This window comes from Metabacillus rhizolycopersici, assembly GCF_020075705.1.
The window spans coordinates 38,149-50,793 of record NZ_JAIQUM010000011.1; the positions used below are offsets into that span (position 1 = coordinate 38,149).

Consider the following 12,645-nt stretch of genomic DNA (forward strand, 5'->3'; position numbering starts at 1 on the left):
ACCTCTTCTTACTGTGCGAGTTCACGATTCCATCGATCAATCCATGTTTTTGAGTTTTTATTGACAAATTCCATATCTAATACCAATAGTTTACTCACTGTGTCTTCTCCATAAGTAATACCTTTTGCTTCTTCTTCAGAAAGCTCTACTTCTGTATTAACAGGTGAATCAATTTTTGATTTCGCTGATTTTTCTTGAACTTCTTTACTTAAAATAAAATTAATGAACTCTTCAGCTAATTCTTTTTGGTCAGAACCTTTTACAACATTCACTGTGTTCATTACTGCGTATCCACCCTCTTCAGGGGAAACAAACTTAGCATTCGGAACAGCTTCCTGCAAATCTTTAAAGTACATTTCCATAACTGGACCTGCAGCGATTTCTCCTTGTGCAAACATATTAACAAACTCAGATGTTTGTCCATATTCCTTCACAACATTTGGCAAAATCTTTTTCATTTCATTGAAGGCTTGATCTTCATTAAACTCATTACTTCCACTAACTCTTGAAGCAACATCTAAAAACATCGGTCCTGCTGTTGAAGTAATTCCCGGAATTGTAATTTTCCCCTTTAAATCCTCTCTCCAAAGATCCTTCCAAGACGTGATCGGTTGAGAAACCTCATCAGGATTATAAGCAATACCAAATTGTCCAATGGTATAAGCTGGTCCATATTTTTCACCTAGTGGCGCTTTTGCAATATCATAAATTTTATCGACATTTGGAATATTACTGCGATCAATTGTTTCAAACAATCCTTCATCAATACCTTGTTGAGCATAGTAGTCAGACAAGAAAATAACATCGACATCAGCAGTACCTTGACGTACTTTATTTAATCGGTCAGCATTATTCCCTATATCTAAAACAATCTTTACATTGTGCTCCTCTTCAAACGGTTTATAAACTTCTTCGCGGAAGAAATCCTCAGCAAAACCCCAAGTAGAAACAACCAGTTCCTTAGGTTTTTCTTTATTAGTAGCATTATCATTTGAAGCACATGCACTTAATAAAAACAAAGATACTACGACAAAAACATTTAATAATTTTTTCATTCTTTAAACCTCCAATATTTTAGATGTGGTTAGTATTTCCTATCTTGACTATATAAATGAAAAAAAAAAGACAACCTTAAATAGAATCAAAATTCTACTCAAGATTGTCTTTTCTTTGTAAACAAAGATAAATTCGATCATGTAGTTTATATTGTGGCGTTCCTCTCAGATAGATCCAAGAAGAAATCCAATCATTTTACTGTTCCTTTAAAACAATATTCGTAAATGCTCGTTGCGTGGCTCCATCATAATCTCTTAAAACAGCTTCAATTTCCCAATCTGTCTGTTCCTCAAGCTTTTGTCTTAATTTCTTTTTATAAAGAAGTGACATATGGAAATCAACCTCTAGCTTTAGAGCAGGGACTTCTCCTTCCAAAGCAGCAGAGCGTGACGCACGTCGGTGTTTGGCTTGAAACGTTATCACATTTTGTTCAATCGTAACCTTTAATAGCGTCGTACCAAAGCCAAATAACTCCTTGGATACTTCATTGTACATATGAGAAAGCAATTTCTTCGTTTCATTCGAGTCAATCGGAAACATATGTCTCACCTGCCAAAGCCGTTAATAGATGTAATTATACATGGTTTTTAATCAATTTCAAGATAATATACGGATTTTAATATGAAAGTTATGTATTTTTTAAATTTAGCGTCCTATTACTCGTAATACCCGAACGTTAATAGGTATAGGAGAGCTTCCATCAGCAATCACTTGATACATCCCTTATTTTATGGTTTTAAAAAAACACTTCCTTTTAATGTGGATAAAGGAAGTATTTTTCAAAAGAATTCTTATTCATAATCTAGCTACGATTTCTTAAAGCAATCGCATCCTTTGGGAAATCAGTCATTATGGTTTCAATCGTATTCCTGGCCAATAGTTGTTCAATTTCCTTCTGATCATTAACTGTCCACACCCGAATACTATACTCATCAACACTCTGTCCATACTTTACATCCTGTAACACGATATCCTTATAAAGATGTAACCCTTCTAACCCTAAGCTTTTGACATATTCAAATGGACGGCTAAGATTATAGACTACTAACCAGGCAATTTTTGCACTTGGTTCAATCCTTTTCAATTTTAGGATTGAAGGTAAATGAAAGGAAGAATAAACAACTTTCTTTTCATAACCAAATTTCTTCACAAGGGTTAACACTTTTTCCTCAATACCATCATAAGCGAAAACATTCGTCTTTAATTCAATATTTAATTCAATTTGATAAGGTGTAATCAATTCTAAAACTTCTTCTAAGGTTGGTATACGCTCATTGCCCCACACTTGTTCGTCAAACAATTCTAAATCTGAAAACTTTATTCCTGCACTAAACTGCTTTAACTCATGCAGATTATAATCTTTCACATACCCTGTACCATCTGTCGTTCGATCAATTGTTTCATCGTGAATGACAACTAACTCACGATCCTTCGTCAATTGCACATCAAGTTCAATACCGTCTACACCCAATTCGAGCGCATGGCGAAATCCTATTAAGGTGTTTTCTGGCATAGTTCCCATACTTCCACGATGGCCAAATATTTTTATTTGCTTCATATCTACTCTTCCTTTCTTAGTGGGGCTTTGTAAGGACTCACCAGGGGGGATTTTCCCCAAATGCGGTAAAATCTATCAACTCTGCATTGGAGTCTATCAACTTTTCCAAATAATCTATCATAATCTGTGATAAAAAGAATAGAGAACAAAGCATATGATCGCTTTATTCTCTATCCCCTTACTTTATTAATTGTGTTTTGAAATTATTCTCCTCTTGCAGTATTCGATTTCTTAATTGCTTCGTTCACTTGTTCAACTGCTTTATTAAATGCTTCATCAACATCTCCACCGTTGTAGACTTCTTCAAGTGCTGTTTCAATAATTTTGCGTTCTTCAGGAATCATATCCATTAAAGCACCTTGAGTTGCAATAGATGGTTTCGTTGCTTGAAGTTGTTGAACTGACACTTGTAATTGTGGCATTTCTTTATAAGCATCTTTTACTACTTGCTCATCATAAGCAGCAGGGTTAATGGCGAAATAACCTGTACCTACATGCCATTTAGCTTGTACTTCTGGAGTTTGTAAATATTTCATGAATTCCCATGCTGCATTTTGTTCTGCTTCTTCCTTACCTTTCGACATCCATAAGCTTGCGCCACCAATAGCAACACCTTGACGTTCTTCAGCTTCAGGATAAGGTAAGAAAGCTACGCCTACTTCAAAAGGAGCGTTATCAATAACATCTCTTGAAGATGCTGAAGATTGCAAGAACATCGCAACATCGCCTGCTAAGAAGCCTGATACCATATTATCAGAATTCGTTCCATAATTTGCAAACGTTCCATCATCAGTCATTCTCTTTGCCCATTCAAAGATTGATTTACCTTTTTCATTATCAAAAGCTACTTCTGTAGGTGTTTCAGAACGACCATTGTCATTATTCATTAGCAATCCACCTTGATTTGCTAATAATTCTTCAAATAACCAACCATATGCTTGTAAAGCGAAACCTTTCATTTGGTCGTTACTTTCAACAATTTTCTTACTTGCTTCTTCAATTTCTTCAAACGTTTCTGGAGCTTTTTCAGGATCTAACCCTGCTGCTTTAAAAGCATCTTTATTGTAGTACATAACTGGTGTAGATGAATTAAAAGGCATTGAATAGAACTGATCGTCAACTTTGTAATAGTTAATGATGTTTTCCTCAAGTCCACTCATATCATAATCTTCAGCATCGATAAATTTTTGAATTGGCTCAACATTACCGCTATTAATCATTGACATTGTGCCAATTTCTTGTACTTGAATCATGGTAGGAGCGTCTTCTGTTCCTCCAACACTATGAAACTTCGGTAATGACTCTTCATACGTTCCTTGGAATTCCGCATTTACTTGAACTTCATCTTGAGAGTTATTATACTCTTCCACAATACTATCTAATGTTTCTTGTGGGACTCCACTCATTGAATGCCAGAATGTTACAACTGTTTTTTCGCCAGTTTCTGATGTTGTTCCATCAGTACTTGCTCCCTCATTTGAACTACAACCTGCTACAATCAAAAATAAACTTGCCATAAATAAGGTTACTAATTTTTTCATAACTGTAATGGTCTCCTTTTGTTTTTAATCTATTGGTATTTATTAAACCCTAAGTTATTTTAGTGCACCTTCAGCTAATCCTTTTTGGAGTTTCTTCTGACCTATGAATAATAAAATCAGTGTAGGGATGGCCACAACCATTGCACCGGCCATTACAACGCCCCATTGATTGACTGTTTCTTGTGATTGTAATTGCTTTAACCCAATTTGAACTGTTCGCACATTATCATTTGTTGTTGATAAAAGCGGCCACAAGTACATATTCCAAGCTGTTAAGAAACTATAAATACCTAAAGTAACTAAGCTTGTTTTAGCAACAGGTAATACGACAGTTAAGTAAAATTTAAAATGCCCCATACCTGCAATTTCGCTTGCTTCTTTTAGTTCTTTCGGAATTTGTTTAAACGTTTGTCTCAATAGAAATGTACCAAATGCTGTTGCTAAAAACGGCAAGGCTAATCCAGGATAGGTATCGATTAAATTCATGCCTCTAATTGTTTGAAAGTTTGGAATGATTGATGCTTCAAATGGAATCATCATCGTTGCAATAAACAGAAAGAACAGAACATCCCTACCTTTAAACTTTAAGAAAACAAATGCATAAGCTGCTAAACTAGATAAGATTAACTGACCTATCATAATAAACAGAGAAATGATTAAACTGTTAAATAAAAATTTTAGCAAGGGCAAGCGTTCAAATGCCTTCACATAGTTCTCTAGTGTCCAAACAGAAGGAATAATTTTACCCATCATCGCATCCTGACTATTCATAAAGCTCATCAAAAAGGCAAAAATAATAGGTAGAAATAATAGAAATGCTGATATCGTTAGCAATGTATAGAGTATGATTTTGTAAGAAAGTGACATCCTCATTGATAATGTACCTTCCTTTCTCCTACCTTGAACTGAACGAGAGTCATAATTAAAATAATAATGAACAAGACGACAGCTTGCGCACTGGCCGAACCATACTGATAATTCACAAATGCTTCACGATAAATTGAGTAAACGATAAGATTTGTTTCATTACTTGGCCCGCCTTTTGTTAACATGTCAATTTGGCCAAAGGTTTGAAATGCGTTAATAATTGAAACAGTGATAACAAAGAACAATGTAGGTGAAAGCATCGGTATCGTAATTCGACGTAATTTATAAAAATAGCCAGCACCATCAATATCTGCACTTTCATATAGGTTGGAGTCGATTGACTGTAAGCCACCAAGCAAAATTAAAAATGTAAAACCAAGATTCATCCAAATTGTAGATAACGACACAGAGAGTAGCGCCCATGATGTATCTGTTAGCCAGCCGATCTTATCAAAGCCAATAGCGGCTAAAATGTTGTTAAAAAAACCAATACTTGGGTGAAATAAAAACAGCCAAAATACGGAAGCGGCAGCTACGGAAATTCCCATAGATGATGAGAAGATCATCCGAAAAAATCCTACTCCTTTTAACTTTTCATTTGCAATCACTGCCAAAAATAGGCTAATAATAATCGTTCCTGGCAATGTATAGAGAACGAATAAAAAGGTCGATGTTAAGCTTTTTAGAAATAAAGGTGATGTGAAAATATCTATGTAATTTTGCATCCCAACAAAAGCGGTTGTTGCACCTGCTTGAGTTGTTAAAAAGAAACTTAGATAAACTGTACGAATCATTGGATAAAATATGAAAATACTAAATAAAATGATGGAAGGTGATAAAAATATAAGGCCCTTTACTAAATTCATTTTACGCTGTTGCTTTTTCATCTTCTCAAATTGAATCGCATTTTGTTCAAACTGCACCGCTACTTCTGTTTTCATTGAGCAACAACCCCTTGCTCTTGCCCCTTATATGCTGGTTGTAATAGTTGACCATTGTCTGCATCAAAGAAACACAAGTTTTCAACGGATATAGTAACAGGAACTCTGTCCCCTGGATTAACCATCCATTGACCAGGCCATTTAGCATTCCATAATTGATGACCAACTTCCTCAAACACAATCATCGTTTCATTTCCTAAATGCTCTACACTAGCGACTTCCAAGTAATGTGTTGCGTCGAGTTCATTTGCTGGGTAAATATGCTCCGCTCTAATACCGATTGTTGTCTTTTTCGTTGATGGAATACGTTGAATATCTGTTTGAGTTAAATGAAATGTAAGCTTGTTCTCTACAATAATTTGTTTATTTTCAACTGACAGCTCTGCTTTTCCCATATTCATCTTCGGAGAACCAATAAAGGAAGCAACAAATGTATTTGCTGGTTCATTATATAAAGTAATAGGTTCGCCAACCTGTTGTACTTTGCCATCATTTAGCACCATAATTCTATCACCCATTGTCATTGCTTCTACTTGATCGTGTGTCACATAGATCATTGTCAGACCCAATTTTCTTTGTAATCTACGAATCTCTACACGCATATGGGCACGCAATTTTGCATCTAAATTTGAGAGTGGCTCATCCATTAGGCAAAGCGGTGCTTCACTTACTACTGATCTAGCCAGTGCCACCCTTTGTCTTTGACCACCAGATAATTCTTTTGGCTTCCTTTTTAATAATTCACTTAAGCCAATCATTTCTGCCGTTTCCAATAGCCTTCTCTTTTGTTCCTTTTTATTAACCTTCTTAACATCTAGTCCAAAAAGAATATTTTGTTCCACTGTTAAATGAGGGTAGAGCGCATAATTTTGAAAAACCATAGATAAATTTCTATTTTTAGGAGGTAAGTGATTTGCTACTTCACCATTTAGCTTTAGCACGCCCCCAGTAATTTCTTCTAACCCTGCAATCATTCTTAATAAAGTACTTTTCCCACATCCAGAAGGACCGACTAATACAAAGAACTCTCCTTTGTTAATCGATAGATTCATTTCATTTAATACATTTGTTTGCTTGTCGTATGACTTTGAAATATCAATCAATTCAACTTGCTTCATATCTCAACCTCCTGCTTTAATCAAACTCAATTTAAACATAAATCGACACAATATATTCCATATTTACAAAATCATTACACAAAGTTAAACAAGGCATAAAGAGAGCGTCTTCAATTTACATAATTTACATTTCATTAACATTAGATAAATTTGGAATTGCCTAATGTATTCGTGCAGATGAATTTTCATCCTAATATTAATCTTTAAATTCAAATAATTGAGGAGATTAAAAGACACTTAAGAACAAAAGCTCTAGAGCTGGATGTCATGCGTTTATCCACAGTACAAGAATTTTATAGTTATGCTAAACAAGAACAAAGGGTCAGACTCCTTGTGGAGTCTGACCCTTTTGAGTCGTCTGTATTTAATTAATGAGTCAACAGTGAACAAGAAGAGGTTTACTTCATCATTTGTTTCACTAGTTCCTTATTACGTTTTTTAAAGATTTCATTATGCGAAGAGACCATACCACTTTTATATGCATCTGGCTGAATAAATTGTTTTGCTTTGTTTACAGCGTTGGCCGCATCTTGGAAAGCACCAGCGATTAAATGTAATTTGCCATCATGCATGAGAATATCACCAGCAGCGTAAAGTCCAGCTATTGACGTTTCACTCATCGGATTGCCTGAAATATAATAGTCATCGACCATTTCAAGATTCAAATCACTATTTTTCAATAATGTTGTATCGCGTTCATACCCATGATTAATAATGACTTCATCAATTGGTAAGTACGTAATCTCCCCTGTTTCATGATTTGTCAATTCCACTTTTTCAATCACTTCATGATTAGGACTAGCAATTAATTTCGTAATTGTCGTTTGAAAGAAACAAACAGCAGAACTGTCCATTAGCTGTGTCGCTTGTGCTTCATGACCTGCTAATTCAGCTTTTCTATATGTTAAATAAACTCTTTTGGCGATCGGCTCTAATTCATTTGCCCAATCGATTGCCGAGTTCCCTCCACCTGAAATGATGACTGTTTTATCCTTAAAACGTCTTAATGACTTCACTGTGTAATTTAAGTTAGATACTTCGAATCTTTCAGCACCTTCTATCTCGAGCTTTTGAGGATTTAATATCCCTCCACCCACAGCCACAATGACTGTTTTCGAAAAATGCTTTTGACCAGAGGCAGTATGTAATACAAATAGATTCTCTTCATTACGTGTTATCGATTCAACCTTTTCATTCAGCACTACTTCAGGGTTGAACGTTAATCCTTGTGCGACGAGCTGTTCAATTAATTTTTCCCCTGGTATTGGCGTTAACCCACCAACATCCCAAATCATTTTCTCTGGATAGACATGAACTTTCCCACCTAATTGTGGTTGATACTCAATAAGCTTTGTTTTCATTTCTCTAAGTCCACTATAAAAAGTTGAATAAAGCCCTGCTGGACCTCCTCCAATAACTGTCACATCAAATAATTCCTGCTGATCCATTTTCGTTCACCCCTAGATATCAAAATGTTATTGATTATCATTCTCACTAAAACATACACTCTTTTCTTCCGTTTTACAACAAAAATAATGATTGACATTAATAAAGGTTAGAATTATATTTAGTTGCATAATATGAAAATGATAATCGTTATCAATAATTTGGATGCTTTACTTTTTAGCGATTGGAGGTTATAAAATGGCTCACCTGTATACAGATAACTTAAACATTGGCTATGGAGAACATTTAATTGTGAAAGATCTAAATATAGAAATTCCCACAAAAAAAATCACCACAATTATCGGTTCAAATGGCTGTGGAAAATCGACATTATTGAAAGCAATCACGCGGATCATTCCTTATCAATCTGGAGCAGTCGTTCTAGATGGAGAGAATATTTCAAAGGAAAGTACCAAGCTACTTGCTAAAAAAATGGCAATTCTTCCGCAAACACCTGAAACTGCAAGTGGATTAACAGTCGGTGAGCTTGTATCATATGGCCGCTTTCCCTATCAAAAGGGGTTTGGACGCTTATCGAAAAGAGATTATGAAGTCATTGACTGGGCACTTGAAGTCACAGGAACAAAGGACTTTAAGTTCCGTCCAGTCGATGCCCTTTCCGGAGGTCAACGCCAACGTGTTTGGATTGCAATGGCTCTTGCACAAGAAACGGAAATGATCTTTCTAGATGAACCGACAACCTATTTAGATATGGCCCATCAACTAGAAGTTTTAGAGCTTTTGCAACAACTGAATATAGAACAGGAACGTACAATTGTTATGGTTCTCCATGATTTAAACCAAGCTGCTCGTTTCGCTGACTATATTATCGCCCTAAAAGAGGGCGAAATCATAAAAGCTGGGAACTGTGAAAATGTGATAACACATGATGTGCTAAAAAAGGTGTTTCAAATTGATGCAGAAATCGGGCGTGATCCCCGCACAAACAAACCAATGTGTATGACATACAATTTAATAAAAGGAGACAGTAAAAATGAAAAAGCTATTAATCCCATTTACCCTACTATTCTTTCTAATTATTAGTGCTTGTGGCAACGAATCAACCGGAAATGAAAATAAATCCACTACAGAAGATAAAGGCAAATCAGAAACGATTACATATCAGTCTGAAAATGGCCCTATCGAAGTTCCCGCTGACCCACAGCGTGTTGTCGTTCTTTCTTCCTTCGCAGGTAATGTTATGGCTTTAGATGTAAATCTCGTTGGAGTTGATTCATGGTCGAAAATGAATCCACGTTTTGATGGAACATTAAAAGATGTTGAGGAAGTTTCAGACGAAAGCTTAGAAAAAATCATTGAATTAGAACCAGATTTAATCATCGGATTATCAACAATTAAAAACATTGATAAATTAAATGAAATTGCTCCTACGGTAACGTATACATACGGAAAAGTAGATTATTTAACACAGCACTTAGAAATTGGGAAACTTTTGAATAAAGAAGAAGAAGCTCAAGCTTGGGTAGACGATTTCAAAAAGCGTGCCCATGCAGCCGGAGAGGATATTAAAGCAAAAATCGGTGCAGACTCCACTGTTTCAGTCATTGAAAACTTTGATAAACAGCTTTACGTATATGGCGACAACTGGGGTCGTGGCACAGAAATTTTATATCAAGAAATGAAATTACCAATGCCTAAAAAAGTAAAAGAAACGGCATTAAAAGATGGATACTATGCATTATCATTAGAAGTTCTACCTGAGTTTGCTGGAGACTACGTCATTTTTAGTAAAGACAAAGATACAGATAATTCATTCCAAGAAACAGATACGTACAAAAATATTCCAGCTGTAAAAAACAATCAAGTATTTGAAGTAAACATGAAAGAGTTCTATTTTAATGACCCAATTACATTAGATTTCCAACTAGACTTCTTTATCGATAGCTTTCTAGGTAATTAAACTGACGAGGAGGACACTAAGGATCTCCACTCTAACCAAATATAGATTGCTTCTCCCCCTGAGAAACAATCTATATTTATCCGATTGGAGTGACATTTCCTTATGTGTCATCCTCTTTTCTATATTTTACGAAAGAAAGATGAGTGACTGATGACAAAAAAAAATCAACATTCTATTCCATTTGTATTTAAATTGATTGTCGGATTACTTGTGTTTGCTGGTATGTTTGTTGCTGCAATGATTTTTGGGGCAGCAGACACCACAATTAAAGATGTCTGGCTCGCATTTACTTCTGATGCTATGAGCGATAATATTTCAATCATCCGTGAAATTCGTTTACCTCGTGAAATTGCGGGGATTTTTGTTGGGGCTGCACTAGCGGTTTCTGGTGCGATTATGCAAGGAATTACAAGAAATCCACTTGCTGATCCAGGCTTACTTGGCTTAACTGCAGGCGCAAATGCAGCACTGGCCATAACGCTAGTATTTATCCCTTCAGCGAATTACTTCGTAATTATGATCGCTTGCTTTATCGGGGCGGCTATCGGAACAATGATGGTTTTTGGGATTGGTGCAATGAAAAAGGGTGGCTTTTCTCCACTTCGAATTGTATTAGCTGGCGCTGCAGTCTCTGCCTTCTTATACGCAATCGCGGAGGGAACCGGTATTTACTTCAAAATATCAAAAGATGTATCAATGTGGACAGCAGGAGGATTGATCGGAACTTCTTGGAATCAACTTCAAGTCATTGTTCCATTTATTACAATAGGTATCGTACTTTCGCTATTCCTTTCAAGACAACTTACTATCCTTAGTTTAAGTGAAGAAGTCGCGGTTGGATTAGGACAAAAGACAACACGGATAAAAACAGTTCTTTTTATCATTATCATACTACTCGCCGGTGCTGCTGTTGCCCTTGTCGGAAATATGGCATTCGTTGGTTTACTCGTTCCTCATATTGTTCGTGGAATTGTTGGAACTGATTATCGGTTCATTATCCCAATGTCAGCAATATCTGGAGCCACGTTTATGCTATTTGCCGATACAATTGGACGAGTAATCAATTCTCCATATGAAACACCTGTGGTAGCTATTGTCTCGATAATAGGATTACCCTTCTTCCTGTTTATCGTGCGTAAAGGAGGAAAGGCATTCTCATGATTCAACCAGCCTTAGTAAAAAAACAGCGGCTTATACTATTTAGTTTATTAGCACTTATTACAATTACAATCATCATTGGGACGGGAATGGGATACTCATCACTTTCTTATGACAGACTACTTCCAACCCTATTTGGACAAGGTACGTTTAAAGAGGAATTTGTTCTATTTTCTATTCGGCTACCACGAATCATAATTACCCTGTTAGCAGGCATGGCACTCGCTTTATCAGGCGCAATTTTACAAGGAATCACACGTAATGATTTAGCTGATCCTGGTATTATTGGGATTAACTCTGGAGCAGGAGTTGCAATTGCAATTTTCTTTTTGTTTGTCCCTATAAATAATGCAGCTTCATTTGTTTATTACCTTCCACTTGTCGCTTTTATCGGTGCTTTACTAACAGCGTGCCTAATCTATATTTTTGCGTATAAAAGAAATCAAGGTCTTCAACCAGTAACATTAGTGCTAGTTGGAGTCGGTTTTTCAATGGCGCTTTCTGGGTTAATGATTGTACTTATTTCATCCGCTGAACGTTCAAAGGTAGATTTTATAGCAAAATGGTTAGCCGGGAATATTTGGGGTGCCGATTGGCCCTTTATTTGGGCGCTCCTCCCATGGTTAGCGATTCTCATTCCCTTTACTTTATACAAAGCCAATCGATTGAATCTTCTAGGGCTAAGCGAACCTGTAGCAATTGGCGTAGGTGTATCAATCGAAAAGGAACGGATCGTATTACTGCTAACAGCTGTCGCGTTAGCTGCTTCTGCAGTTTCCGTCACAGGAGGCATTTCATTTATCGGACTAATGGCTCCACATATTGCAAAGGCTCTTGTAGGGCCTAGAAATCAGTTATTTATTCCTGTCGCCATTTTGAATGGTGGATGGTTATTATTACTTGCAGATACGATTGGACGTAATATAATTGAGCCAGACGGCATTCCCGCTGGTCTTATGGTTGCATTGATTGGTGCACCGTATTTTATGTATTTGTTATTGAAAAAATAAGGGTAATCATAAAGGATATGTGTAACATC

The 12,645-nt window shown here is 36.2% G+C and carries 12 protein-coding genes; 4 read left to right on the forward strand and 8 right to left on the reverse strand.

Annotation, left to right across the window (positions count from 1 at the left end):
• Window positions 1-8: 8 nt before the first annotated feature.
• From K9V48_RS07370 to K9V48_RS07405, 8 genes are all read right to left on the reverse strand, one after another.
• Complete coding sequence (locus K9V48_RS07370) at window positions 9-1,055, reverse strand: ABC transporter substrate-binding protein (protein WP_224138062.1); 1,047 nt, start codon at window positions 1,053-1,055, stop codon at window positions 9-11.
• 196 nt (window positions 1,056-1,251) lie between these two features.
• Entirely contained in the window at window positions 1,252-1,596 is a 345-nt protein-coding gene (locus K9V48_RS07375; RefSeq protein ID WP_224138063.1) for a DUF2294 domain-containing protein, read from the reverse strand.
• Window positions 1,597-1,858: 262 nt separating this feature from the next.
• The gene (locus K9V48_RS07380; protein ID WP_224138064.1) at window positions 1,859-2,614 is read right to left on the reverse strand and encodes a glycerophosphodiester phosphodiesterase; all 756 of its coding nucleotides are present in this window, start codon (window positions 2,612-2,614) and stop codon (window positions 1,859-1,861) included.
• Window positions 2,615-2,817: 203 nt separating this feature from the next.
• A complete protein-coding gene (locus tag K9V48_RS07385) occupies window positions 2,818-4,155 on the reverse strand; it encodes an ABC transporter substrate-binding protein (protein ID WP_224138065.1) in 1,338 nt (445 codons plus the stop codon).
• A gap of 54 nt (window positions 4,156-4,209) precedes the next feature.
• The gene (locus K9V48_RS07390; RefSeq protein ID WP_438803875.1) at window positions 4,210-5,022 is read right to left on the reverse strand and encodes a carbohydrate ABC transporter permease; all 813 of its coding nucleotides are present in this window, start codon (window positions 5,020-5,022) and stop codon (window positions 4,210-4,212) included.
• Window positions 5,023-5,024: 2 nt separating this feature from the next.
• Window positions 5,025-5,909, reverse strand: a complete 885-nt coding sequence (locus K9V48_RS07395) for a carbohydrate ABC transporter permease (RefSeq protein ID WP_224138122.1) — start codon at window positions 5,907-5,909, stop codon at window positions 5,025-5,027.
• A gap of 50 nt (window positions 5,910-5,959) precedes the next feature.
• Window positions 5,960-7,081 carry an ABC transporter ATP-binding protein gene (locus tag K9V48_RS07400; RefSeq protein WP_224138067.1) on the reverse strand — a complete coding sequence of 374 codons (1,122 nt, stop codon included), beginning with the start codon at window positions 7,079-7,081 and terminating at the stop codon, window positions 5,960-5,962.
• Window positions 7,082-7,479: 398 nt separating this feature from the next.
• A complete protein-coding gene (locus K9V48_RS07405) occupies window positions 7,480-8,529 on the reverse strand; it encodes an NAD(P)/FAD-dependent oxidoreductase (protein WP_224138068.1) in 1,050 nt (349 codons plus the stop codon).
• Window positions 8,530-8,725: 196 nt separating this feature from the next.
• Between K9V48_RS07405 and K9V48_RS07410 the strand changes: the two genes are divergently transcribed.
• The 4 genes from K9V48_RS07410 to K9V48_RS07425 all read left to right on the forward strand — a co-directional run bounded on the left by K9V48_RS07410 (window position 8,726) and on the right by K9V48_RS07425 (window position 12,616).
• Window positions 8,726-9,571 carry an ABC transporter ATP-binding protein gene (locus K9V48_RS07410; protein ID WP_224138069.1) on the forward strand — a complete coding sequence of 282 codons (846 nt, stop codon included), beginning with the start codon at window positions 8,726-8,728 and terminating at the stop codon, window positions 9,569-9,571.
• On the forward strand, window positions 9,522-10,448 hold the full coding sequence (locus K9V48_RS07415; RefSeq protein WP_224138070.1) for an iron-hydroxamate ABC transporter substrate-binding protein: 927 nt from the start codon (window positions 9,522-9,524) through the stop codon (window positions 10,446-10,448). The genes K9V48_RS07410 and K9V48_RS07415 overlap by 50 nt, the downstream gene beginning before the upstream one ends.
• 150 nt (window positions 10,449-10,598) lie before the next feature.
• Complete coding sequence (locus tag K9V48_RS07420; protein ID WP_224138071.1) at window positions 10,599-11,609, forward strand: FecCD family ABC transporter permease; 1,011 nt, start codon at window positions 10,599-10,601, stop codon at window positions 11,607-11,609.
• Window positions 11,606-12,616: a FecCD family ABC transporter permease gene (locus K9V48_RS07425; protein WP_224138072.1), complete on the forward strand. Its 1,011-nt coding sequence runs from the start codon at window positions 11,606-11,608 to the stop codon at window positions 12,614-12,616. The genes K9V48_RS07420 and K9V48_RS07425 overlap by 4 nt, the downstream gene beginning before the upstream one ends.
• Window positions 12,617-12,645: the final 29 nt, after the last annotated feature.